The sequence below is a fragment of the Bacteroides salyersiae WAL 10018 = DSM 18765 = JCM 12988 genome, from assembly GCF_000381365.1.
Classification (GTDB): Bacteria; Bacteroidota; Bacteroidia; order Bacteroidales; family Bacteroidaceae; genus Bacteroides; species Bacteroides salyersiae.
This window is the reverse complement of record NZ_KB905467.1, coordinates 903599-930108: the sequence shown is the minus strand read 5'-3', so window position 1 is coordinate 930108 and position 26510 is coordinate 903599. Positions and strand designations below refer to the sequence as shown.

At 39.3% G+C, this 26510-nt stretch carries 23 protein-coding genes; 8 read left to right on the top strand and 15 right to left on the bottom strand.

Annotation, left to right across the window (positions count from 1 at the left end; genetic code table 11):
• Nucleotides 1-202: 202 nt before the first annotated feature.
• Both HMPREF1532_RS15155 and HMPREF1532_RS15150 read right to left on the bottom strand, forming a co-directional pair.
• Nucleotides 203-1288: a PspC domain-containing protein gene (locus tag HMPREF1532_RS15155; protein WP_005931337.1), complete on the bottom strand. Its 1086-nt coding sequence runs from the start codon at nucleotides 1286-1288 to the stop codon at nucleotides 203-205.
• A 22-nt stretch (nucleotides 1289-1310) separates the two neighbouring features.
• On the bottom strand, nucleotides 1311-1637 hold the full coding sequence (locus HMPREF1532_RS15150) for a PadR family transcriptional regulator (RefSeq protein WP_005931334.1): 327 nt from the start codon (nucleotides 1635-1637) through the stop codon (nucleotides 1311-1313).
• 283 nt (nucleotides 1638-1920) lie between these two features.
• Here HMPREF1532_RS15150 and HMPREF1532_RS15145 point away from each other — a divergent pair, with 283 nt between their 5' ends.
• Nucleotides 1921-2418, top strand: coding sequence for a GNAT family N-acetyltransferase (locus HMPREF1532_RS15145; protein WP_005931332.1), 498 nt, complete (start codon nucleotides 1921-1923; stop codon nucleotides 2416-2418).
• Here the strand turns inward: HMPREF1532_RS15145 and HMPREF1532_RS15140 are convergent.
• The 8 genes from HMPREF1532_RS15140 to HMPREF1532_RS15105 all read right to left on the bottom strand — a co-directional run bounded on the left by HMPREF1532_RS15140 (nucleotide 2399) and on the right by HMPREF1532_RS15105 (nucleotide 14402).
• A complete protein-coding gene (locus HMPREF1532_RS15140) occupies nucleotides 2399-3019 on the bottom strand; it encodes a hypothetical protein (protein ID WP_005931329.1) in 621 nt (206 codons plus the stop codon). The genes HMPREF1532_RS15145 and HMPREF1532_RS15140 overlap by 20 nt on opposite strands.
• Before the next feature lie 380 nt (nucleotides 3020-3399).
• Nucleotides 3400-4923, bottom strand: coding sequence for a peptide MFS transporter (locus HMPREF1532_RS15135; protein WP_005931326.1), 1524 nt, complete (start codon nucleotides 4921-4923; stop codon nucleotides 3400-3402).
• A 76-nt stretch (nucleotides 4924-4999) separates the two neighbouring features.
• The gene (gene ybaK, locus HMPREF1532_RS15130) at nucleotides 5000-5479 is read right to left on the bottom strand and encodes a Cys-tRNA(Pro) deacylase (RefSeq protein WP_005931322.1); all 480 of its coding nucleotides are present in this window, start codon (nucleotides 5477-5479) and stop codon (nucleotides 5000-5002) included.
• A 198-nt stretch (nucleotides 5480-5677) separates the two neighbouring features.
• A complete protein-coding gene (locus HMPREF1532_RS15125) occupies nucleotides 5678-8005 on the bottom strand; it encodes a carboxypeptidase regulatory-like domain-containing protein (protein ID WP_005931320.1) in 2328 nt (775 codons plus the stop codon).
• A gap of 39 nt (nucleotides 8006-8044) precedes the next feature.
• Complete coding sequence (locus HMPREF1532_RS15120; protein ID WP_005931318.1) at nucleotides 8045-8701, bottom strand: response regulator; 657 nt, start codon at nucleotides 8699-8701, stop codon at nucleotides 8045-8047.
• Between the two features lie 237 nt (nucleotides 8702-8938).
• The gene (locus tag HMPREF1532_RS15115) at nucleotides 8939-10846 is read right to left on the bottom strand and encodes a tetratricopeptide repeat-containing sensor histidine kinase (protein ID WP_005931316.1); all 1908 of its coding nucleotides are present in this window, start codon (nucleotides 10844-10846) and stop codon (nucleotides 8939-8941) included.
• A gap of 30 nt (nucleotides 10847-10876) precedes the next feature.
• The gene (uvrA, locus tag HMPREF1532_RS15110; protein WP_005931314.1) at nucleotides 10877-13702 is read right to left on the bottom strand and encodes an excinuclease ABC subunit UvrA; all 2826 of its coding nucleotides are present in this window, start codon (nucleotides 13700-13702) and stop codon (nucleotides 10877-10879) included.
• Between the two features lie 7 nt (nucleotides 13703-13709).
• Nucleotides 13710-14402 carry a T9SS type B sorting domain-containing protein gene (locus HMPREF1532_RS15105; protein ID WP_005931312.1) on the bottom strand — a complete coding sequence of 231 codons (693 nt, stop codon included), beginning with the start codon at nucleotides 14400-14402 and terminating at the stop codon, nucleotides 13710-13712.
• A gap of 143 nt (nucleotides 14403-14545) precedes the next feature.
• On the opposite strand from HMPREF1532_RS15105, the gene HMPREF1532_RS15100 reads away from it, so the two are divergent.
• Complete coding sequence (locus tag HMPREF1532_RS15100; RefSeq protein ID WP_021936915.1) at nucleotides 14546-16330, top strand: LysM peptidoglycan-binding domain-containing protein; 1785 nt, start codon at nucleotides 14546-14548, stop codon at nucleotides 16328-16330.
• Between the two features lies 1 nt (nucleotide 16331).
• The gene (locus tag HMPREF1532_RS15095; RefSeq protein ID WP_005931308.1) at nucleotides 16332-17042 is read left to right on the top strand and encodes a porin family protein; all 711 of its coding nucleotides are present in this window, start codon (nucleotides 16332-16334) and stop codon (nucleotides 17040-17042) included.
• Between the two features lie 136 nt (nucleotides 17043-17178).
• On the opposite strand, the gene HMPREF1532_RS15090 is transcribed toward HMPREF1532_RS15095, so the two are convergent.
• From HMPREF1532_RS15090 to HMPREF1532_RS15070, 5 genes are all read right to left on the bottom strand, one after another.
• On the bottom strand, nucleotides 17179-17625 hold the full coding sequence (locus HMPREF1532_RS15090; RefSeq protein ID WP_005931306.1) for a DUF4293 domain-containing protein: 447 nt from the start codon (nucleotides 17623-17625) through the stop codon (nucleotides 17179-17181).
• Nucleotides 17626-17777: 152 nt separating this feature from the next.
• On the bottom strand, nucleotides 17778-18113 hold the full coding sequence (locus tag HMPREF1532_RS15085; RefSeq protein ID WP_005931304.1) for a DNA-directed RNA polymerase subunit omega: 336 nt from the start codon (nucleotides 18111-18113) through the stop codon (nucleotides 17778-17780).
• A 15-nt stretch (nucleotides 18114-18128) separates the two neighbouring features.
• A complete protein-coding gene (locus HMPREF1532_RS15080) occupies nucleotides 18129-18932 on the bottom strand; it encodes an outer membrane protein assembly factor BamD (protein ID WP_005931301.1) in 804 nt (267 codons plus the stop codon).
• A 302-nt stretch (nucleotides 18933-19234) separates the two neighbouring features.
• Entirely contained in the window at nucleotides 19235-19660 is a 426-nt protein-coding gene (locus tag HMPREF1532_RS15075) for a hypothetical protein (RefSeq protein ID WP_005931299.1), read from the bottom strand.
• Between the two features lie 93 nt (nucleotides 19661-19753).
• Nucleotides 19754-21052, bottom strand: coding sequence for a phenylacetate--CoA ligase family protein (locus tag HMPREF1532_RS15070; protein ID WP_005931297.1), 1299 nt, complete (start codon nucleotides 21050-21052; stop codon nucleotides 19754-19756).
• 135 nt (nucleotides 21053-21187) lie between these two features.
• On the opposite strand from HMPREF1532_RS15070, the gene uvrB reads away from it, so the two are divergent.
• From uvrB to HMPREF1532_RS15045, 5 genes are all read left to right on the top strand, one after another.
• Nucleotides 21188-23221: an excinuclease ABC subunit UvrB gene (gene uvrB / locus HMPREF1532_RS15065; protein ID WP_005931294.1), complete on the top strand. Its 2034-nt coding sequence runs from the start codon at nucleotides 21188-21190 to the stop codon at nucleotides 23219-23221.
• A gap of 404 nt (nucleotides 23222-23625) precedes the next feature.
• Nucleotides 23626-24021: a hypothetical protein gene (locus HMPREF1532_RS21000; protein WP_005931291.1), complete on the top strand. Its 396-nt coding sequence runs from the start codon at nucleotides 23626-23628 to the stop codon at nucleotides 24019-24021.
• Between the two features lie 357 nt (nucleotides 24022-24378).
• A complete protein-coding gene (locus tag HMPREF1532_RS15055) occupies nucleotides 24379-25179 on the top strand; it encodes a hypothetical protein (RefSeq protein WP_005931286.1) in 801 nt (266 codons plus the stop codon).
• Nucleotides 25176-25889, top strand: a complete 714-nt coding sequence (locus tag HMPREF1532_RS15050; RefSeq protein ID WP_005931283.1) for a hypothetical protein — start codon at nucleotides 25176-25178, stop codon at nucleotides 25887-25889. Before HMPREF1532_RS15055 ends, HMPREF1532_RS15050 begins: the two co-directional genes overlap by 4 nt.
• Before the next feature lie 137 nt (nucleotides 25890-26026).
• Nucleotides 26027-26497, top strand: coding sequence for an alanyl-tRNA editing protein (locus tag HMPREF1532_RS15045; RefSeq protein ID WP_005931277.1), 471 nt, complete (start codon nucleotides 26027-26029; stop codon nucleotides 26495-26497).
• Nucleotides 26498-26510: the final 13 nt, after the last annotated feature.

The window sequence follows — 26510 nt, the reverse complement described above, 5'->3', positions numbered from 1 at the left end:
AAGTAGTTAAGTAGTAAGTAGTTAAGTAGTAAGTAGCCAAGTAGTAAAGTAGTTAAGTAGTAAGTAGTAAAGCGGTAAGTAGTAAATAATTAAATTAGGCAAACAAAAAAACTATAACTCAGATCTATTCTACTTAACTACTTGACTACTTACTACTTTACTACTTACCGCTTACTGCTTGGCTATTCTTATCACTTGATTATTAAAAAAGTCTATGGATTCCATAAAGGGGAAATTGCCAACCCAAAGCAGATAAATTAATAAGGAAAATAGCCAATCCGAGAATCCAAAGGATAAGCAATGACCATTTCAACCCGGTAGCCATTGGCGACCAATGAAATATCTGACGAAGAATAGTATAGACAATACATGCCAATGGGATACCGACCAGAACAATACCTGCCATACTTCCTGCCACTGTCATCAATGGAGAAATAGAAGCCAAAGGTGACCAATCCACCGAAGGAAGTATCTCATAGAGTATAGCTCCACCACCGATGGCTGCTGCAATAGCCGCTATAACCAATGCCACAAACACAATGGCAAGTAAAAATAATACAGGACTGAAAATAATAGCTAATACCACAAGACATGCTTTCAAGAAGAATCCCGCTACAGCAACAAACGCATCACCCAATTTCTGGAGAAAAGTACGCGGCTTTTCAGAATTCATATAGCTGTTTACTCCGTTAGCCATTTTCTCAAAACCATCAGTCACCGTTTTACCTATATTTTCAACCGTCACCGCCTCTCCACGCATACTGAGTTTCTCTGCTGCTGTACGGGCTTCCGGGATAACCAGCCAGCAAATGATATACACGGGGATCAAAGTGCCATATCCACAAATAAGGATTACCAATGCGAGAAGACGCAACAGCGTGGGATCCCACCCTAAATATGCCGCCAAACCACCCATGACTCCTCCCAATATCTTATCATCCGAATTGCGATATAAACGGCGACGGGACGTATAAGTAGCAGAGGCGGCAGAAGTACCGGACGAAGTCCTCTTTTCCTCTTCATCTGTAGTCCCAAAATCCTCCGGTTTTCCGACACGAGCAATCACCTCCTCTACGTCAGCAAGCGTAATCACTTGCGAACCGGCATTCAGCTTTTCCAAAAACAATTCCGAAATACGAGCTTCAATATCATCTACGATCTCTTCTGCCCCTTCCTGTTTACGGAAATGCAGCTTAAGATTGCACAAATAATTGTCCAACAGGCGGTAAGCATCTTCATCTATATGAAAAACAGTTCCACCTAAATTTACAGTCAATGTTTTTTTCATTATTATATCTTCCTTTAATCTGTTATCTATTTGCTATATGACTCACGGTTTCATTCAATTCTTTCCAGGAATTTTCCAGTTCTCCCAGAAAAATCTCCCCTTTCTCTGTCAGCTTGTAATATTTACGCGGGGGGCCTTGAGTAGATTCTATCCATTCATAACTTAACAGTTCATCATTCTTCAACCGGGTAAGCAATGGATACAGCGTACCTTCCACCACAATTAACCGGGCCTCTTTCAGCTTCTGGATAATGTCCGAAGCGTAAGCCGGCTCTTTATGCAATAATAGCATAATGCAGTACTCCAACATCCCTTTCCGCATCTGCGACTTTACATTATCTACATTCATAAATCACTTTTTTTAATTTGATGAAACAAATATATGTATCATATAAGTACTATGCAATACAAAGTACTATAATTTAACAATAATTAATCTATCATTATTCAGTCACATTATTATATGGTTATATGATAGATCCATATTGATCATATCATATAACGCATCTTACCGAATAAGATATGTACCCTACTGAAAATACGATTTTAACTCACATTAAAATACCACTCATTCAATTATACCGATTATTACCTTATATTTGTACCATTCAAAACCAAAATACGATACACTTATGTTTACTGTCCGAAAAGCGACAACAAAAGATTGCGGATTGATTCACAATATGGCTTCCATCGTCTTTCCCGCTACTTATAAAGAAATAATCTCAACCGAACAGTTAGATTTTATGATGGACTGGATGTACTCTCACGAAAATATTCGCAAGCAAATGGAAGAAGAAGGCCATGTTTATTTCATAGCCTACAAAGGAGACGAACCTTGCGGATATGTATCGGTACAGCCTCAGGAAGATGCTATATTTCATTTACAAAAGATTTATGTGCTCCCGGTTTTCCAAGGACAACACTTGGGTAGTTTCCTATTTCGGCAGGCTATCAAGTATATAAAGGAAATACACCCTGCCCCCTGTCTGATGGAACTGAATGTAAACCGGAATAATAAAGCCCTGCACTTTTATGAAAAAATGGGAATGAGAAAATTACGCGAAGGAGATTTTCCGATAGGAAACGGATATTATATGAATGATTATATCATGGGGTTGAACATTTAGTAATGACAGATGGAAGCAAATGCCATTCTTGCCTTTTATCAAGCTGTATACGGTGCTTCAGAAGTTTACCGCAAGAAGAACAACGATAATACCTTATATCGGCTATTCCTTTCTCAAGCTCCGTACAATCGCTCTCATACAATAACGGATCGGACTCTGCATCGGAAAGCGATTTAAGGGATATCTCCCCGCATTTAGGGCAGGTACATCCTAAACGGACGTTATATTTATGCTGCCATCCCCAATACCAAATAAATATGATCAGCAAGGCGGGCCATACAGGAATGAACCATATCATATAAAGCAAAACATGCATTCCCCATGCTTTGTATAAAGCTAAAATATCAAGAGCATCCAAGGCCGTATCCTTCTTCGGACAAAAATGAAAAGCGACAGACTTCCATAACAACCAATTTACCAACACAAGTAATATCCCCAAAATAATGCTGACAAATATAACTCCGATACCATTGGCTCTAAAAAGATATCGCACCATTACATAAAAAACACCATAACCCATCCCGAACAGGACGATTAACCAACTAAAAGGATGCTTATGCCATTCCTTTAAACATGTTTTAACATTGGTCTCTCTCTCCATTATCTTTATTGTACTTTCACATGATGGTTTTAGAGCCCCAGAAAGGCGTTCCAAATATCCATTTTCTTATATGATATAATAAAACATAAAACACGTACAAATATAGAAACAAAGATTTATCTTTATAATAATATTTTAGTTTTTAAACAGAAAAAATAAATAATGCACCAATGTATCAATGTGCCAATTAAAGAATGAACAATGAACAATGGAACAATTAAAGAATAAGGCCATGGGCTAATTACTACTCAAGACCACGACGCAACCAATTGGCACATTAGCATATTGACACATTGGCACATTACAAAAAGGGTGCACCGGAAAATTACCGATACACCCTTTCATCATATTCAAAAAAAACAAATTAAAAAAAGATTCTTTTATTTAGCCACTCTTTCCAGCCATTTCAACATAAAAAGCATAGTAATCATCGAGATACTACATGCAACAACGAACACGGTCCATGTCATCCAGATAGGAATTGTCTCATATAATACCGCACCAATGAAAAGCAACTGATTACCGATGGCGGTAGCACCCAACCAACCACCTTGCATGATTCCTTGATACTTAGGAGGAGCCACTTTAGATACGAACGAAATACCCAATGGAGAAATATACAATTCGGCAACCGTAAGGATAAGGTAAGTCACCATCAGCAACAATGGAGTTACTTTTACCGGAGACGTTCCTACTTCAAGAATTTCTTTGTGCAAAGGTAAGTTGGAAACGAAAGAACCGACAGCCATCACAACAAATGCCGAAGCAGCAATTCCCATACCGATAGCAATCTTCTTGGGAGTAGACGGTTCACATCCACGGGCACGCTGACGGGCAAATATCGCCATAACTACCGGAGTAAGGAATACCACAAAGAAAGGATTCAGCGATTGGAACAACTCTGCGGAAATAGGCATACCGAAAAGATTCAGATCAGTGTATTCTTTTGCAAAGAATGTCAATGTCAAACCATTCTGATGGAATGAGAACCAGAAGAAAATAACAACACCAAATACAGCAAACAGAGCATAAATGCGTTGCTTCACTTCTTGGGCGCTCATCTCCGTAACGGCTGCAGAAGTTCCGGTAGTTTTATTGGCTTCCACTTTCTTGCTGGGATCAGGAAAGTTCTTCTTATTCAATACATAAATGAGAAGCGAAACTGCCATAGCCACGATAGCAACACCAAAAGCATAATGGAATCCGGTAGTAAATACGTTCAAATAATCGGCTGCAAAAGCGGTCAGATCGGTAACAGGCACTGACGATGATTCCGAAGCAAGCCTCGTATAAGTTTCTATGGCTTCGGGAGTAAGTGTCTGCGCCAACTGTCCGTGACACAGCGCAGGAAGATCGGCATTATAGGCAAAACCGAAAGTAGACAACCACCAGTTACGTACACCGATAGCAGCCATCGGAGCAAAAATAGCACCGATATTAATAAACATATAGAAAAGGGAGAAACCGGAGTCACGCATAGCAGAATATTGCGGATTATCGTACATCTGCCCGACCAACGCCTGAAGATTTCCTTTAAAAAGCCCGTTACCAAAAGCAATAACAAATAACCCGATACAAGTGATAGCCAAAAATAAAGTCTGATTGTCTACCGGAGTTTTAGAAGGAATGGCAAGCATCAGATAGCCTAATGCCATCAAAACAATACCTACCATAATCGTACCTTTATAATTTCGCGTTTTATCAGCAATAATGCCGCCTACAAGGGCAAGAATGTAAATAGAAAAATAAAATGTAGAATAGATAAATCCGGCACTTTTTCCATCCAGTCCAAATTTTGCTTGTAAGAAAAGAACGAGGATTGCCATCATAGTATAAAAGCCAAAGCGTTCGCCAAGATTGGCTAAGGCGGCTGCTATCAGCCCTTTAGGGTGTTTACTAAACATAAGATATAAATATTTAATTAATAATGGTTTACTTTTTTTTTGGTATAGTTTCTGCAAATATATACTTTTTTTTGAATTATTCAACAAACAAGATGCAAACTTCAGCATGTATTTCTTTTATTAAATCGTTCGGATCAACCTTTATCTGTAACCCACGCTGGCCGGCACTTACATAAATATATGGAAATTCAAGACAGGTCTCATGAATATAAGTAGGAAAATGCTTTTTCATCCCTACAGGCGAACAAGCTCCCCGAACATACCCGGTGGTAGGAAGAAGCTCTTTCATCGGTATCATATCACAACTTTTATTGCCGGATACTTTAGCAGCAAGTTTCAGATTCACCTCTTTATCTCCGGGAATGACACAGACAAAATGCCCGGTTTTATCACCCTGCAAAACAAGCGTTTTAAACACCTGACTTATATTCTCACCAAGATTAGCCGCTACATGAACTGCACTCAAATCATTCTCGTCCACTTCATAAGGAATCAACTCATAAGAGATTTTTGACTTATCCAAAAGACGGGCGGCATTTGTTTTATTTATTTTCATAACTATCGAGTCTAATTAAGAGCTCGTTTAAATTCTCCTCAAAACAATGCTGAGTAAAATTCAAATAAGACTGAATATCTGTTTTAAAGGAACAAAATTAAGAAAAAATAATCCCCCGGCAAAAACAAAATAACGTTTTTGTCGGGGGAATCATACTTAGAGCCTGTTTAAACTTTCCTCTTAAAAATATTTACCAGTTTATTTCTTTACAAATTTAAACGTTTTCACATGACCGGATTTCACTATTTGCAAAATATAAACACCGCTTCCGAAAGATTCTACAGAAAGCTCGCCATCTCCATTCATCCTTTTTTCCAACATTTTATTTCCATTTACACTATAAATGGAAACCGAATATGGCTCTCCGTTTTCCGAAAGTAACAGTAACTTGTTACCCTGCTGTATCATCGACAGTTTTCCCTCCGTCCGGTCATTTATACTGGTTGCTGAAGAATTGATAAAGAACGTAATATCGAGCGTTTCGTCCGCTTTTATCTCTATTGTACCGGCCTGCACTTGAGCCCCGCCAATAGAAATTGTATAATTATTCTTACCACAAGGAATGCTCGTAAACAAAGCGTAATTCTTATGTACATAATCCGGTGTCTTTCCTGCGATGACCACATCTGTATTTTCTACCGGTTCGAACTTCTCGTTTCTTACCTCTGTGAAAACAAGAGAAGTATTAGCATGTTCAAAACGCACATCTATGATCTGGTCTTTACCGGATACGGTGAAAGATACCCATTTTTGGAAAACTTCTGTCTCATCTTCATCCCAAACCAGCGCTTTATAATTCCCATTTTCAAATAAATACTCTCTCCCTTCTCCCGACATAAAAGGCTCGCCATCTTTGAAGAGTTCCACGATCGGATATTCCACTTCAACACCATCAGGAGTCGATACGTTAAAACTCACACAATGATAATCTTTCAAATCCACATTCAACACACGATTGGCAGCATCCACTTTACAATTCCCTTCTTTCATAAAGCCATAACCATTATATGCATCATGTTCAACTGTATAAGAATATTCACCGGCAGGTATTTGCAAACTGTATGAACTACCGGATATACTCCCCTTGTATCCCTTAGGAATAAAATAGGCATACCAAGAATTAAGTTCGTCAGTATCAACGGGCGAATTGATAAAATTCAATTCCACATCGAGCAGATTCAAAGCTTGTGTATTATAAATGAAACGCTGTTCCGATTGGTTCAGTTGGATTTTCATACCCGTTTGAGGAGTATCATGCCCATTGATTTCGTATTCTCCGGCAAGAAGATAAACGATAGCTGTTCTGTCCGCTTGCCCCGGTGTCTCCCCTCCTTCCGGACCAGCATAATCAGGAAACGAAATATTCCATATCGGCTCATATTCTTCTTTTGCAGGATCATACACATTGATAAATCTGACATCCTGGCTACACTCTATAATTGCTTTTTTATAACCACTGAAATCAAATGTCTTTTCTATATCCGAATTACCGACTTGAATCAAACCATATTGTGCAGAAGTAGCATTAAAATTAACCTCGTACATATAAAGCCCTTCCGGCATATAATAAGAATCACCGGAAATGGAAGAAGAATAATCCTCACCTTGAGTATAAAGATAAAAATGACTCACATGAATATCCATATTCTCACCATTCTTCACTTTGAAAGATAAATGTTTGTATCCTTCAAAAGAAAGACTTACCGTTTCAGTAGCACTGTTCACCACAAGTTCTTTGTTCAAGCTCCAATATCCGGTAGCCGACAGACAAACTTCATAATTACCATCAGTTAGAAACATAGTCGCTTCCCCTTCTTCATTCGTCTGTACAGAGAAAGAACTTCTGTCTTCCTCTACCATTACATTGGCATACGCCATTGCGTCTCCTTTATGATCCGTAACCTTAAAGTTCACTTTTCTATAATCATCGAGCGTGAATGTCACATTACGATCGGCTCCTGCCATTGTTATGCTTTTTTTCAAAGGAGAGTAGCCCGAAGCGGAAATTGAAAAATCATAGGTACCATTAGGCATATAGAATCGCAATTGTCCCTCTTGATCAAGCTGGTAACTGTTTCCGTAAGGATATTCCTGCAAAGAAGCATTCGAAAACGGATTACCATAATAATCTTTCACGGTAACATTACACTGATGGTATACATTCCGTAGATCCAATTTCATGGTTTCCCCTACTGTCACACGCTGTACAAACGAATAAGGCAAAATATAGGCATATTGCTGCCAGTAAGAGTAATACACATTAATGAGAAAATCCGCCGATTCCTCCAAATCATGAATCTCATATTTTCCGGTTTCAGAATTGTATGCAGCGTAAAACTCCCGCCCAACTTCCGTATCCGAAGAAGTCGGGACACGAAGCATTAAATGCAATTCATAAGGTTCGGACATGAAATCGGGGCGCTGGACCTCAAAGGATGTGACCGGCTGTGCAGATACATTACCGCACAATAGCAAACACAGAATAAAGCAGGCGCTTAGCCAGAACGTTGAGTAATTGTGTTTCATAAATCATGTAATTTTAGTGTATAATACAGAATATAATATTTAGCGTTTCTTCAGAGAAATAATGCCTTTGGAAATGGCTTTCATCACCAGATCCACTGCATTACGAGCATTCAATTTCAGCATCAGCCGCTTGCGGTGAGATTCAATCGTGTTATCCGACAGATGTAACAATTCAGCTATCTCATTAGTATTCAACCCATCGGCAATAGCCTGCAATACATCCATCTCCCGAGTAGTGAGCACATCATTCGGAAATATTCCGGTATTCGTATTTTTAAGTTTACGGCATAAAGACTCAAAGTGATCACAAAAATATTGTTTACCGGATAATACAGTAAGGATCGCCTGTTTTACTTCCTGTATATTGGAAGATTTAAGGATAACGGAAGATACTTTCATCTGAAGCAGGCGGCTGATGTTCCACATTTCATCATGCATGGTATTGATTATAATGCGGGCTTCCGGATGCTTTTCACGGATGCGGTCGATCAACTCGAATCCGGACGCATCCGGAAGTTCGACATCTAAGATATAAAGATCAAAAGGCTGGCTGGAAATACACCGACAAGCTTCTTCTGCAGAAGAAGCTGTACAAAGTTGATTTATTTCCGGTATCTGATCGACAATGTATTTAATGCCTTGAAGAATTAAATCATGATCATCGACCAATAATATGCTTTTCTTGGTTTCACTCATTTACTGTCCTTCGTTATTCATCTGCAAAGTAATGAATATTAGTAAAAACACACTTCACGGAAAACCGTGAAAAATCAGCGAAAGAATGAATAATATGCCAATGTACCAATTGGCTGCACTATGACATTGAAAAGCGATTGATGCATTCTTTCTTGTATCCTTTCATTAAGTACCAATGTTTTAATTTTGCTCTTAAAAATATCGATCAGTTTATTTTAAGCAAAATTTAAACAAGCTCTAAATCCCCGTTTCTACAATAAAAGAAGTTCCCTTAGCATCTGAAGTCAACGAATAAACACCATCAATGCATTTTACACGATCTTCCACCGTTCGCAATCCGATACCGTTACCACTGGCAAGTGAAACCGATGCCCCCTTACCATTATCAGAAACTGTCAATACAATCTTCCTCTCCTCTGCGATCATCGATAAGATTATTTCAATTTCAGTAGCTTTGCTGTGAGACAAAGAATTGCCTAACACTTCCTGCACGATACGATAAAGTTCATATGCTTTTTGACAGGAAACAAGTTCCCAATTTGCTTGCTCCGGCAAAGAAAAATAATGAAAGTGAATAAGCTGGTGTACATTGCCGAGCCGCTCGACATAATCCTCCAACATCACATTTAAATTGGCATATTGAAAAGCAGGAGGCATCAATTCGTGCGAAATGAAACGAACATCCGTACGAGTCTGCTCAATCATAGGAAAAAGCTTCTGCTGTACTTCTTTCCCTATGGCATCCGATGTCTGCATGTAATATTGTATGCCCAACAGGTCATTACATACTCCGTCATGAAGTTCTTTTGCAAGACGCTTCCGTTCGCTCTCCAATCCATCGATATACTGACGTGCCAGACGAAGATCAGTTTCTTTCTCCAAAGCCTTTTTCTTATACAGCAAAACGAGAAACGCTGCAATCAGGACCAATAAGAAAAGTACAAGATAAAAAATTCTTTTTACCATCAGAGCATGCTGCTCGGTTTGAATCTGCTTTAATTGCGCTATCTCAAGTTCTTTCTCTTTCGTCTGATATTTTACAGTCATGTCAGACAATTGCTTTTGTACCTCACCGGCGAACAGGGAATCTTTTGCCAGATAAGCCTTTTTCATATACACATATGCAGAAGTAAAATCCTTCAAGCCATAATAATTGCTTGCAAACCGGAAATAAAGCAGATCGAGCGGTGTATGCAGATTCTTTCCGCGCAGATTTTCGATCTTTTTCAGAGCTTCCAAACTCTCACGATATTGCCCGTATCTGTTAAACAGTTCTCCTTTTACTTCATAAAAACCGAGTACTTCTATCGCATTGGGAGATAACTCAGGAAGTTCTTTCTCTGCTATATCCATGTAATATTTTACAGAATCGGCCTGCCCCAAACAATCAAAGACAGACAGCAAAGGAGTAATACACTTCACTACAAGTTGTGATGACTGCATCTTTTTCGACTCCGCCACCCCGTTTCTCAATATCTGCGAAGCTTTTTCCCACTCCTTATTCTTTATCAGCAAAGAACCATAAACAGAGTAGCTATACACCGTCTGAACAGGATCATTTCCTTTCAGAGAAAATCCTACTGCCTTTTCTGCATAAGGAATCGCCTCCGACAAACGGGAAGTAGCACTATACAACACCGCAATATTAGTGTATAAATTGGCAATAGTTGCAAAGTCATTCTGATGTTCCGCAAACTCCAGCGCTCTATTATAATAATAAAGAGCAGAATCCGGCATTTCCTTTCTACGATAAATCACTCCGAGTGACGAAGATACTAAAGTGGAAATCTCATCATGCCCTAATCTCACGGCCTCTTGCAAAGCAAAAAGATAAGAAGAAAGTGCCTTATCTATATCCCCTATAGAGTAATAATAGGTAGCCATATTACTCAACAATCCGGAATAACAGAAATCGGTATGATTGCGAAGATGATCTATGCCTTTCTGAAAATAATAATAAGCCGAATCGGGCTGCTTATACATGTAATAATCCCCCAAATCCGAATAGGCTTCGGCCAAGGCATTCCCTGTTTTTCCCTCAGCCGTTTCCAAGTTCAAACGCAGACTGTCCAACAAGGCATCATCGTTGGCAGATACCGGAAAACAAACCAATAATAACGATAAAACAAATAAATAATTCTTCATCTTCAGGGTATGTGTTCTTTGGGAATCCGATCAAAGGGCCAGTTCCTCACGAAGAAACTTCGGAGTATATCCTTTCTTGCTCTTCGCAACTTCCTCCGGAGTACCGAAGCTCAATAACTCACCGCCGCCTTTACCCCCATCCGGTCCCATATCGATAATATAATCAGCCATTTTGATTACATCCAAATTATGTTCAATCACAATAACCGTATTTCCCTTGTCTACCAGTTTATTCAGCACATTCATCAGTACGCGGATATCTTCAAAATGCAACCCGGTAGTGGGTTCGTCGAGAATATAAAGGGTTTTGCCCGTATCGCGTTTCGAGAGCTCGGTAGCCAATTTCACACGCTGGCTTTCACCACCGGAAAGGGTTGTTGACGATTGTCCTAACTTTATATATCCCAGTCCGACATCCTGTATCACCTTGATTTTATTCAGAATCTGCGGCACGTTTTCAAAGAACTCCACAGCACGGTTGATCGTCATATCGAGCACATCAGCAATGGATTTTCCTTTAAAACGTACTTCTAAGGTTTCACGGTTATAACGCTTACCATGACATACTTCGCAAGGTACATACACATCCGGCAGAAAATTCATTTCAATCGTCTTATAGCCATTTCCGGAACATGCCTCACAACGCCCGCCGGATACATTAAAAGAGAAACGGCCGGGTTTATAACCGCGTATCTTCGCTTCAGGTAAGCCGACAAAAAGATTACGAATATCAGAAAAGACACCGGTATACGTTGCCGGATTGGAACGCGGGGTACGGCCCAATGGTGACTGGTCTACGTTCACCACTTTATCTATATTCTCCAACCCTTCGATAGAATCGTATTCCAACGGATCCTGCAAAGACCGATAGAACTTTTGTGAAAGAATCGGTTGCAAGGTCTCATTAATCAAAGTGGATTTACCACTGCCGGAGACACCGGTTACACAAATCAACTTACCCAATGGAAACTCCACATCGACATTTTTCAGATTGTTCCCTTTCGCCCCGCGAAGCCATAACGACTTACCGTTACCGGGACGGCGCTTGGCAGGAATCTCAATCCTTTGTTGCCCGTTGAGATATTGGGAAGTCAGCGTATTGGTTTGCAACATTTCCTGCGGTGTACCGGCAAACACGACTTCACCTCCCAACCGGCCGGCCTTCGGCCCCATATCGATCACATAGTCGGCTGCAAGCATCATATCTTTATCATGTTCGACCACAATAACAGAATTCCCCATATCGCGCAATTCCTTTAACGAATTGATGAGTCGCAGATTGTCCCGCTGATGGAGCCCGATACTCGGTTCATCAAGAATATAAAGTACATTCACCAACTGCGAACCTATCTGCGTAGCCAAACGTATACGCTGACTTTCCCCTCCCGATAAACTTACCGAACTACGGTTCAACGCCAGATAATCGAGTCCTACATCCAACAAAAACTTCAGGCGCGTACGTATTTCTTTTAATATTTCAGCAGCGATTTTCTTTTGTTTATCCGACAAGAATTCATCTACTTTCATCAACCAGTCATAAAGCTCGTTGATATCCATATTGGAGAGTTCATTGATATTCTTATCGTGAATGCGGAAATGCAATGCTTCTTTATTCAATCGTGCTCCCTTACATTCCGGACAAACGGTAGTACGTGCAAACTGCTCCGCCCATTTCTGGGCAGTGGCCGAAGCATCTTTCTCCTGCAGCATCTGAATATATTTAACCACGCCTTCATAAGTCACAAAATAATCGGAAGAAGTTCCGATCAGAGAACTTTTTATTTTGATTCTTTCATCCGAACCATATAAGATTTCATCAATGGCATCATCCGGCAAATCCTTAACAGGAGTCTTCAACGTAGCCTCATACTTTTCAAGCAATGCTCCTATCTGCCAGAATATCATCGCATTCTTATACTTGCCCAATGGGGCGATAGCACCCTCATAGATAGACATACTTCGATCGGGAACTACCTTGTCCACATCAATCTGGCTTACTACTCCGAGCCCTTTACACTTCGGACAGGCTCCTTGCGGAGAATTAAACGAAAAGTTGTGCGGCGCCGGTTCCCGATAAGACAATCCGGTAACAGGACACATCAGCCGCTTACTATAATGACGGATACTTTCAGTCGCCACATCCAGAATCAGTAATAAACCATCTCCTTGCCTCATAGCAGTGGCAACACTTTGTTTCAAACGTTTGTCATCTTTATCAGTTACCACCATCTTATCGATCACTACTTCGATATCATGATTTTTGTAACGATCCAGTTTCATGCCGTGCGTCACTTCGCGCACCTCTCCATCTACACGTACATATAGATATCCCTTCTTACGCACCTGTTCGAATAATTCCTTATAATGTCCTTTGCGTGAACGAACCAACGGTGCCAGCATATAAATCTTCTTTCCCTTATAATCTTTCAGAATAAGATCGAGTATTTGTTCTTCAGTATACTTCACCATCTCTTCTCCCGAAAGATAAGAATAAGCTGTTCCCGCGCGGGCATAAAGCAAACGGAGGTAATCATATATCTCCGTTGTCGTTCCCACCGTAGATCGGGGATTTTTATTCGTTGTTTTCTGTTCTATGGAAATTACCGGACTTAATCCGGTGATTTTATCTACATCAGGGCGTTCCAAGTTACCCAAGAAGTTACGGGCATAAGCCGAAAATGTTTCAATATACCGTCGCTGTCCTTCGGCAAATATCGTATCAAATGCTAACGAGGATTTACCACTTCCGCTCAGTCCGGTAATCACCGTCATACTGTTACGGGGAATTTCAGCATCAATATCTTTCAAATTATGTACACGCGCACCGTATACATTTATATATTCTGTTTCCTGCATATTCTTTTTACCTAAGTATATTTATATCTCCTTTATGTTTGTACACTACTCCATCCGATCCACGGGCTTCTATGACAATGAAATAGACACCGGCAGGAACCTGATGCCCATTCGATGTCCCATCCCATCCTTTATCAATATCCGGAAATCCCCACTGATACATTTTTTGTCCCCAGCGATTAAACACTACCGCATTGAAACTGACCAATGAATTATGCTTCACCTTAAAAATGTCATTAATACCGTCTCCGTTGGGTGAGAAAGCATTCGGAATCTTCAGCTCCGATTCGGGTACCTGGATTACAAAAATGTCCGAAGTCGAAGTCGGACCGTCCTCCACACTCGTATCACTCACCTGCAACCGGACATAAAATGTTCCTGAAGTATCAAAGGGTACAGTGGTCTCTTCATCATAACGCGGTGGCAGGTAATTATCCGTAAATTCTGCATCGTATGCAAAATTCCATTCATAACGCAATGTAGCAGAAGGTGACTCTATATTAGCCATAAAGCGAATTTCAAGCGGGGCAGCTCCCTGGTAGGTTTCTCCACCCGCTTCAAGCGTTTTGGTCTCTTCCGGTTCAACTCCATTCTCCTTCAGCACTATGCCTACAGGATTCAAGCTGATCTGCGCCTTGCTTTCTGAGAAAGGAAGGGCGATGCATAATAGCACGATATAAGATAATATACGTAGTGACATAACATCTGCAAAATTAATGTTTCCGCTCGAATTATGGTATTAAAGAAACACAATATTATTTTCTTAACGCAATTATTAGGCAGATATATAGCAGAATTCGTACCTTTGTTGCCTGATTTTAAGAACCAATAGTTTAAAAATTGATGAAACCGATAATCAGTCGTATACTCTTTTTTCTGTTTTTTATAAGTATCTCTTGTATGAGCCTTTATGCTCAAGAGAATCAATCCTACTTCCTTCACACTATTGAAAAGGGACAAAGTCTATATTCCATATCCAGTATGTATGGAGTAAGCCAAGCCGACATCATCAGATTAAACCCCGGATGTGATGAAAAAATATACGCAGGTCAAACGATCAAAATTCCTCAAAAGAAAACTGCCCAACAAAGCGAAATATTCCATACAATCCAAGCTGGAGAGACTTTATACAAACTGACAATTGTATACAATATATCGGCTAAGGCTATTTGTGAAGCCAACCCCGGACTGAGTGCGGAAAACTTTCGCATCGGTCAAGTGATCCGTATTCCTTCTGCCGAAGAAGCCGCACAAGCAACTGCCGACTCACAAGAGCCAAATAATGCAGACACAGAGAAAACAACCAATACGATTCAAGGCCCTGTTCAGTCCAGATGCAAAGAGATGCACAAAGTAAAGCGTCGTGAAACGATCTTTAGTGTCAGCCGTGAATACGGAATCAGTGAACAAGAACTTATCAACGCCAATCCGGAATTAAAACAAGGAATGAAAAAGGGACAATTCTTATGTATTCCTTATCCATCGGAAAAGCCGGTGACATCGCCAGGAAACAGAAACCCCATTCCCCCTACCGATAGAGAATTATTCCTTGCCAATAAAGAAACTCCGGAAAAAATAAGTACTGTAAAAGCAGCGATCTTACTTCCTTTTTTGCAGGACAAACGGATGATCGAATACTACGAAGGATTTCTTATCGCCGTGGATAGCCTAAAACGTACAGGCACTTCTGTCGATCTTTATGTTTATAACTGTGGAGACGACAAGGCTTCACTGAACACAATCCTCGCCAAGGAGGAAATGAAAAACATGAATATCATTTTCGGACCATCACAATCACAACATGTGAAAACGCTGGCAACCTTTGCCAAAAAACACGATATCCGCATGGTTATCCCTTTCTCTTCCAAAGAAGAGGAGGTATTCAACAACCCCTTTATTTATCAAATCAATACTCCACAGTCTTATCTGTACTCTGAAGTATACGAACATTTTACACGCCAATTTCCAGACGCCAATATAATAATATTGGAAGCTACGGCAGTAGAAAAAGATAAAACCGAATTTATCAAAGGGTTGAAACAGGAATTAAGCAACAAAGGAATCTCCGTTAAAACGCTGTCCGAATCAGCAACGGCACAAAACATGAAAGAGGTTCTCCGAAATGATAAAGAGAATATCTTTATTCCCACTTCCGGCAGTGATGTGACACTTATCAAAATCATCCCCCAATTAACCATGCTGGTAAGGGAAAACCCGGACGTCAACATTCACCTTTTCGGCTATCCCGAATGGCAAACTTATACCAAAAACCATTTAGACAGTTTCTTTGAACTGGACACTTATTTTTATTCCTCATTCTACACGAACAATATGCTTCCAGCAGCTATCAACTTTATCAACTCTTACCATAAATGGTACAGTAAAGACATGACCGTAAACTATCCGCAGTACGGTATGCTTGGGTTTGATACCGGTTTTTTCTTCTTGAAGGGACTGGCTAAATACGGCTCCGAACTGGAAAAAAATCTGCCTAAAATGGATTTGACTCCTATACAAACCGGGTTTAAATTCCAAAGAGTTAACAACTGGGGCGGTTTCATTAATAAGAAAGTATTCTTCGTCCGTTTTACCAAGAATTTTGAATTAGTAAAACTTGATTTTGAATAAAATGATTAATAAAAAAAAATCAATAATAGCAGTTATCATATTATTATTGTCAGGCATTGCCCTTCCGTCAATGGCACAAATAGGCGAATTGCGACATAATTTCTCTATTGGCGTCAACGGTGGCGTTAACCTCAATAAAGTGACTTTCGAACCAAAGATCAAACAAAACATGCCTATGGGCATCACAGCCGGTCTGACAGGACGTTATATTTCCGAAAAATATTTTGCAATGATCTGTGGTGTGCAAGTTGAATTAAACATATCACAGCGTGGTTGGGAAGCCCTATTTGAAACAGCTGACGGACAAAAAGATTTAAGCCGTAGTTATAGCCGGGAGATGACATATTTAGAAATTCCATTTCTTGCTCATTTGGCTTTTGGCAAAGACAGGGGCGTACAGTTTTTTATCAATTTGGGGCCACAGGTAGCTTTCCTAATCAACGAATCGGAAAAAGCAGACGGCTGGACTGCTGAGCAAATAGCCATAAGACCAGAATACGGAAAAAAGATAGAAAATAAATTCGACTATGGAATTGCAGGTGGTGGCGGACTCGAGATCAGAACCAAAAGAGCCGGCAATTTCCTGTTAGAAGGCAGATACTATTTCGGGTTAGCCGATTTTTATAAGACCAGAAAGAAAGATGATTTTTCCCGCGCTGCCCATAACACTATATCGATAAAACTTACCTATTTGTTTGATATAACCAAATAGCTGACACAAAGAAGAAGTCCAAAAGAATTTATATATAATACAGAAAGTCCGCTGTTATCTCTAAGAGATATGGCGGACTTTCTGTATTTTCAAACAAAACTAAAAAACTATAAATACACGTAACTTACCGTTTATTTTACCGTAATCTGTCAGCCGCATGTATCATAGCCTCATCACGGCCAATTGCACGCATAGCAAGATAATTCAGTATAATAGCTATCAATGGAAAGCACAATGCCCAATGGAACTGAAAAGATGTATCGTCACTACGAAGCACAAAGTAGAAAGCTAAAAAAGCCAGATAATATCCTACCAGTAAAAGACTATTGAATATAACCATACGAATCTGCAAAATACGATTCTTAAACAAGAAAATAGTGGCAAATGCAATAATAGCAGCCAACATCAATATCCCAAAAAGTCCCCATGTAGACTGAAACGTCTCACCTATCATAAGTCCTAACGGTTTAAACACATTCGCTGCTCCGTTAAAGTCGATTATAGAGCCCACAGGCAAACACATACTTGCTATCAACAAACCGGTAACAAGCAGTAAATAAACACTCTGAATTCGTTGAATCATAATTATTTTAGTAATTAGAAGTTAGTAGTCAGACGGTCGATAGTCAATAAAAAATTAGTGACTAAAAAAATAGCCAAGTAATAATAAGAATATAATTCCTACTTACTACCTGACTATTTTATTCTTATCTATTCCTTATTTACAGTTTTCCTTTACTGCAATTTTTCTTTCTCTTTAGCCGGATTTCTATAATAAATTTTACCTTCGATATACTCTTGAGTAGCAATCAATGTCGGTTTCGGCAATTTCTCATAATAACGGGAAATCTCAATCTGCTCCCGGTTTTCAAAAACCTCTTCCAAATTATCATTATAAGAAGCAAACTCTGCCAACTTCTTAGAAAGGTCATTTTTGATTTCCACACTAATCTGATTGGCACGCTTACCAATGATAGCCACAGTCTCATAAACATTACCTGTATCTGCGCACAGTTCCATCATGTCACGCGTTACAGTATTAGACGGAGCATTCGTTTTTTTGTAATCCATAAATCTATTTATAATTTAATCTTTTATTACTTTGGTTGATGCATTAAATATCTTCTCAGCTTCTCTCAAATATTTACTTTCCGGAAACTCATTCTTAAAAGCATAGTATTCATCAATCGTTTCACGGTAACGGTCTATCTTTTTTTCTTCTATACTATTAACCGCCATTTCGTATTTAGCCCGAAGAATAAGAATGGAAAGATCTTCGCGATAGTCAGTATAAGGATAATCTTTCAGTGCATTCTGAGCAGTGATTACACACGACTCATAATTATTCCCCATATAATTACCCAAATTATAGTATAACTTAGCTGACATAAACTCTTTCAACACAAGTTTATCCTGAAGAGCAAAAACCATGTCTTGTGCTTCCTGCTTTTTAGAACTTGCCGGATAATATTCAAGGAATGTCTGTAATTGCTGAATAGCCGTATAAGTACCCGACTGATCCAACCGTGCTTCCGGCGTATCTAAAAATAAAGCTTTACCGGCATGATAACTGGCCAATTCGGCAAATGTACCACGCGGATAAGTATTTGTATAAGTTATAAACGTCTGGGCTGCGGTAGAGTAGTCTTTTTGATTATAATAACTCATACCCAACATGTAAAGGGATTCCTCCGCTTTATCCGTACCTTTCAGAATGGTAATCAACTCGTTCAACAATGTAGCCGAACGCCCATACTGCCCTTTGGCAAAGTAGTTTTTAGCTGCCTCATACTTGTATTCGTAATCAGTACTTTTCAGCAATTTATTATACTCTCCACACGAGGAAAGCGTAGCAGCTACAAGCAGAGTTATAACGATATTTTTCTTCATTCTATTTCAAATAATGCGCAAAGTTACAGAATCGTACCGAATTAACCAATTAATCAATGTTTTTTAATATAAAATAGGAGTTGGGAGGTGGTAAGCAGATAAGTAGGTTAGTAGTAAGTAGTCAAGTAGCAGTAAGTTAGTCAATAGCAAATGATTAGACTCCTTATGAGTTATGATAGTCCAATTCCCCTATCAATAACTACAAAACTAAATTTCCACTCCACAATTATCCAACAAGAACTATCAGCTACTTACTACTTAACTACTTGACTACTTACTACTCATCTATTCATCTATTAAAATCACAGCTTATACAAATCGCTCGCTGCCAATAAATCTACCTTTTTCTCCGTCAATACACGGATACAGTTTTCCATATCGTTGGGACGGATCACAACATTAGCTGTTTGATTGTTGGCAAACGAATACATATATTCAATAAATACCTCTTCATCAGACAGATATCTCAGCACCTTAGCCAATGCCCCGGCCACATTCGGGCAACTAATCCCTACTACATCTGTCACATTAACTGCAAAATGATTTTCTTTCAAAGCCTTATAAGCTCTATCGGGATCGGACACAATACCACGCAAAATACCAAAATCAGCATTTTCGGCAATACATAGAGCAGAAAGATTAATATTCTCTTTCGCCAGTACCTCAGTCACTTCCGTCAAACGGCCGGACTTATTTTCCAAAAAGATAGAAAGTTGTTTTGCTACCATAATATTTGAAGTTACGATTTACAAATAACAAAGTTGCCAATCATGCAAAATAAACACATTTGATCGTTTGCAACTCACACATCTGTAATCAAATTAAAGTTTTCTGTTATCAATTACTCTCTTTGCTTTTCCCACACTGCGTTCAATACTACGTGGTTCAACCAGCTTTACATTCACACCTAACCCTAACACACTTTGTAAACGAGAAGTCAACTTCTTCTTTAATGCGAGCATCTTGTTAATCTCATCCGAATAACAATCTTCACGCACTTCCACTTTCAGCTCCATCGTATCAGTATTGTTCTGACGATCAATAGTTAACAGATAATGCGGCTCGAATTCCGGCATTTCAAGAATGACGGACTCAATCTGAGTGGGGAATACATTTACGCCACGAATAATCAGCATATCATCACTACGTCCTAAAATACGATCCATACGCACCAGCGTTCGTCCACAAGAACATGTATCATAATGTAAAGCAGTAAGATCTTTAGTACGATAGCGCAATAAAGGCATTCCTTCTTTCGTAAGATGTGTAAAGACAAGCTCTCCTGTCTGTCCGGGTTTAACGGGTTGCAGCGTATGAGGATCGATGATTTCAGGGAAATAATGATCCTCGTTCAAATGTGTACCATGCTGGCATTCACACTCATATCCGACACCCGGACCGGCTATTTCACTCAACCCGTATATATCATAAGCTTTAATGCCCAACTTCTCCTCTATTTCACGACGCATATTCTCCGTCCAAGGTTCGGCTCCAAAAGCACCGGCTTTCAATTTAAACTCTTCACGAGGTAAACCGGAATCTTTAATAGCATCAGCCAGATAAAGCGCATAAGATGGAGTGCAACACAGCATAGTCGAACCGAAATCATGCATCAACGTTATTTGTTTTTCCGTATTTCCGCTTGACATAGGAATGACGGACGCCCCAATATTTTCAGCCCCCGCATGAGCACCAAGCCCACCGGTAAAGAGTCCGTAACCATAAGATATTTGAAAAATATCCGAACTATCCGCTCCATAAGCTGTAAAAGCACGCGACAAACATTCCGACCACGTAGACAAATCTTTACGAGTATACCCCACCACCGTCGGTTTTCCGGTAGTTCCCGAAGAGGCGTGAATACGTACAATCTGACTCATCGGCACGGCACAAAGTCCAAATGGATAATTATCCCGTAAATCATACTTTGTAGTAAAAGGCAGTTTTCCTATATCGTCAATACTATTGATATCGTCAGGAGTAATGCCTAACTCCTGCATTTTCTTCCGGTAAAAAGGTGTGTTGTGATAAACGTGCTCTACTATTTTCCTGAGCCGTATACTTTGAATCTTGCGAAGGCTCTCCCGGTCCATGCATTCGATACTTTCATTCCAAATCATGTTTTTCGCTGTATTTCTATTTGTATTATTCTGTTTTTTATAATAAACTGTTGCAAAGTAAAGGATTTATTTGAAAAAAAGACTTGTTTATCTCAACTATTTTCCCGAATATTGCCTTCCTTTTTAAAACAGAACATGAATTTTGAATTAACATCCGCTTATAAACCTACAGGCGATCAACCTGAAGCCATTGCACAGCTCACCGAAGGGGTGAAACAAGGACTACCGGGCCAAACTCTGCTGGGAGTTACAGGCTCCGGAAAGACTTTTACGATTGCCAATGTCATAGCCAATATCAATAAACCCACACTGATATTGAGCCATAATAAGACATTGGCAGCCCAACTATACAGTGAGTTCAAAGGATTTTTCCCAAACAATGCCGTTGAATACTACGTATCTTATTATGACTATTACCAACCGGAAGCCTATCTTCCCAGTTCCGATACGTATATCGAAAAAGATCTTGCCATCAATGATGAAATAGACAAACTGCGCCTTGCCGCCACTTCTTCTCTACTTTCGGGACGAAAAGATGTGGTAGTGGTTTCATCCGTCTCTTGTATCTATGGTATGGGGAACCCTTCGGATTTCTATAATAACGTAATAGAAATAGAGCGCGGGCGTATGATGGATCGCAACGTCTTTCTGCGCCGTCTCGTCGACAGCCTATATGTACGTAACGACCTGGATTTAAACCGAGGTAATTTCCGTGTCAAAGGAGATACGGTGGATATCTATCTGGCCTATTCCGATAACATCCTACGGGTTACTTTTTGGGGAGATGAAATTGACGGAATAGAAGAAGTGGACCCGATTACCGGTGTTACTACCGCTCCTTTCGAGGCATACAAAATATACCCCGCCAACCTTTTTATGACCACCAAAGAAGCAACCTTACGGGCTATTCACGAAATAGAAGAGGATCTCACCAAGCAGGTCGCCTATTTTGAATCCATCGGAAAAGAATACGAAGCCAAACGACTATATGAGCGTGTGACCTACGATATGGAAATGATCCGTGAATTGGGACACTGTTCCGGCATCGAAAATTATTCTCGTTATTTCGATGGGCGCGCCGCTGGCACACGTCCCTATTGCCTGTTGGATTTCTTCCCCGATGACTTTCTTATCGTAATAGACGAAAGCCATGTGAGTGTTCCACAAATACGTGCCATGTATGGAGGCGACCGTGCACGAAAAATAAACTTGGTAGAATACGGTTTCCGTCTACCCGCAGCGATGGATAACCGTCCGTTAAAATTCGAAGAATTTGAAGAGATGGCCAAGCAAGTAATATACGTAAGTGCCACTCCTGCCGATTACGAGCTTATCCATTCAGAAGGCATCATTGTAGAACAAGTGATACGTCCTACCGGTCTGCTCGATCCGATTATCGAGGTACGTCCAAGTCTTAACCAAATCGATGATCTGATGGAAGAAATTCAGATACGCATTGAAAAAGAAGAGCGCACGCTTGTCACTACTCTGACCAAACGGATGGCAGAAGAACTGACGGAATACCTGCTAAACAACAATGTGCGCTGTAACTATATCCATAGCGACGTCGATACGCTTGAACGGGTAAAAATCATGGATGATCTACGTCAAGGAATATATGATGTGCTTATCGGCGTAAATCTGTTGCGTGAAGGGTTAGATCTTCCCGAAGTATCACTTGTTGCCATTCTCGATGCGGACAAAGAGGGGTTCCTCCGCTCGCACCGTTCATTGACACAAACCGCCGGGCGTGCTGCCCGAAATGTAAATGGAAAAGTCATCATGTATGCCGACAAAATAACGGAAAGCATGCAGCTTACCATTAATGAAACCAATCGCAGACGCGAAAAACAATTAGCTTACAATGAAGCACACGGTATCACTCCACAGCAGATAAAGAAGGCCCGTAATCTTTCCGTATTCGGTGGAAACAATACTGAGACAGAAACCATGCTAAAAGAACAACGTGCCTATGTAGAGCCATTAAGTCCAAATATAGCAGCTGACCCTGTTGTTCAATACATGACAAAAGCGCAAATGCAAAAAAGTATTGAACGCACACGAAAACTTATGCAAGAAGCTGCTAAGAAACTGGAGTTCATCGAAGCGGCACAATATCGCGACGAATTGCTGAAGTTAGAAGATCTGATGAAGGAAAAATGGGGATAATTTTCTCAATAGAACTTAATTTCAGAAATACAAATCTTAATCAATGTTATAAAACATAGTTTTAAAGTCGAAAAATTTGCAGATATCCCCAAAGGCCGTATCTTTGCACTGTGTTTTTCATAGTATTAGATTTAAGGTTAACAAAGGTTGGAGCAAGGCGTTGCTCCTTTTTTTATTTTCAGACGTTTACTTCCTCCACAAAAAAATCAAAGAGTTCCGGGACATATTTTTACGCTGCTTCAAAATACCTATTCACCACTATCATCTTCAAAAGCCAGCTTTGCAATCTTAACTTTTCTCACATTCGTTTGCTTTCTTCATAGAATGATCCTATATTTGTCATACACATATTCTTTCTAAAAATGCAATACCATGAGACACCTCCAAAGTAAAAAGCAAACCGCATGGAAAAAAGCCGAACCTTCGGTGACCTCAAAGGAGGACGGATGCGGGTAAAACTGAAAGACAATATTTTGAGAAAGTTACATTCATTACAGTGCCCCTCCCCATTGGACGAATGTCCTATTTACATGCAAGAAAATCCATCCAAAGATTTTTATTTCCCAATAACGGTAGACGATATAAAAAGCGTGCTAGAACAGCTACCCACCGAAGACGTCGCTCCTTTGACACATATATGGCTAAGAAAAAAAAATCCATATAATAATCATGACCAAAGAGAGTTTATAGTTGGCAGCGGAGTCTATGTTATTATATTGTACCCCTTCTCTAAAAACAACAAGTTGATGATAGGTAAAAAGAAACCAACAAATCGACAATTAACATGGTATAAAGGCTAGGCTATGCATCAACTCCTCAAAAGGAACACGAAGATTGGTTCTTCGAATTTACAAAGGAAAGTGCAAGAAAGTATTATTTGGAACGATTGCTGATGTATGAAATAGGCCGTTGTGCCAATATATATATCATATGTAGCAAAACCAATCGCCAAAAAGCCAAAAACAGTGCTGAAGAATATGCTTATAACATGAAAATCAATGTTTAAAGCAAAGCAGAAAACTGCAATCATTTCTAAAAAGACAAACAGCGACAATGAGAAGTGGATAAGCACCTTAAATTCATATTCAAGAATGTCACGAACCTTGATATATTTGAATAGAGTCATATTCCATATTTAATAACAGAGCAATTAAGCAATGCGTAATATAGATACAACAGAGGATAACATACCCTCTAATCAAATTTTCGAGAAAGTACCATCAACAGCCGCTATCGCATACTATATGGTATCAACCGAATATGCGGATCTGGAAATTACTACCGAATGGTTCGAATGGGCATCCGAGCTTTTGAAAGCAGGCTATATTAACGCACACATCATTGCTTTGAGTCATAAAAAGACAGATGATCAAATAAAATCAATTGGACTTATCAATGTCATCTTTGATGAACTAAATATCGACTTGGATGATACTTTCACAATCTATAAATACTATGGCATCTATATCTTAAAGCAGGGATTGACACTCAATAAAGAGGTATATGAAATATTATCTCAACTCAATCAGCTGTTTCTGAATACTTATTATTATTTATTATATGATTTCCATGTATTCTATGTGGCCTACACAGAGCTGAGAGAAGAAGGAGAACAATCTCTGTGGAAAGGCATGGATCTAAAAAATAAGGAAGAGTATGTAAGAGCATATTTTGATGAATGGCTTAAAAAGCCGGATAGCAAAATCTACAATAAATGGGAACAAAAATCTTCATTTCGAAAAAGGCTGGAACAAATATGTCGTAACAAATATGCTTCTATTGTCTATTTCATTTTTATCATTGTTTTCTTTATCGGCTTTTACTGGATGATATATAAACTTTTCTCGAATAGCATTATATCCATTCTCATCGTAGCATCTTTCACCTGTGTTTTAGTAATAAATGCTATATTTGAAATAATAAAAGTTAGAAATAAAGTAAAGAACAACAAATCATGATTACCGAACGACAACCGGAACACAACGACCCCAATAAGCAAAAGCATCCGCCTATGTATACAAGTGAGACCGAAGCAACCCTAAACGACTTACTACAAAAAGTCCCTATGACTGCTGAAATTCTGTTCTATAAACAGCAAAATTCCAACATAAACATTCAATGGATAAACTGGGCAATCGAAATGCTTCAGGCAGGATACGAAACCGAAAACCTAATTATATTGGCAGGAGAAGATATTCATTGTAATCCATTTGAATTCACTGCCCTAACAAATAAAATATTTGAAGAGCTACACCTAAACAAGATTAATATCACTGACCGGGTTTTCATAATATATAGCACCTACCTTATAAAACAGGCTGTTCAATCACCAAATAAAGAAAAGATCTCGGAAGTATTGTTCAAGTTGGAACAACTATACATAGACACTGAATACAATAGTATCTTATGCGACTTTTATCTGTTATCAAATGCCATAGGAGAACTAAAAAGCTACGGTACCCAATGGTATTGGAATGATGTAGCTTTAACAAAAGAAGATTGGTATAAATACACACTAAATTACCTTAAACAATGGATTAATACTCCTATTCAAGAACACGAAACAGGCAAAAGCCATGATCTTAATGAAAATATGCCTATTTCAAATCCATCCAAGAAGAATATGCTGGAAAAACTTATTTCGTATTTCTACAAAAAACTAAAATAATATGGAAGAGTCAGTTAAACCCGACAAGCATAACAAACAGAAATGCCCTCTTATGATGTATACAAGTGAGTTTAACAGAAAAATGAAATCAAATATGTACTTTTGTCCTTATATTTAAAAATAAAAACTTATCTATTATGGAAATAAATCAAGCAGCCCCCAAGTTTCAGGATGTGTCAATCGCGCCCATGCATACAGTAGAACATATTCTGAATGCTACTATGGTGAAAACCTTCGGTTGCCCGCGTTCACGCAATGCCCACATCGAAAAAAAGAAAAGTAAATGTGATTATGAATTAGCAAGCTGTCCGAACAAAGAACAGATACAGGCCATCGAGGAGAAGGTGAATGAGGTTATCCGTTTACATCTGCCTGTAAGCATTGAATTTATGTCACAACAGGAAGCCAAAGATATTGTCGACCTCAGCAAACTGCCGGAAGACGCAAGTGAAACATTACGGATCGTCCGCATCGGAGGCTATGATGTCTGTGCATGTATCGGACTACATGTAGAAAACACGTCCGAAATAGGTACTTTCAAAATTATCAGTTATGATTATAACGAAGAGCGGAAAGTATTGCGAATGCGCTTTAAGTTGATAAAATAATATCAAAACATCA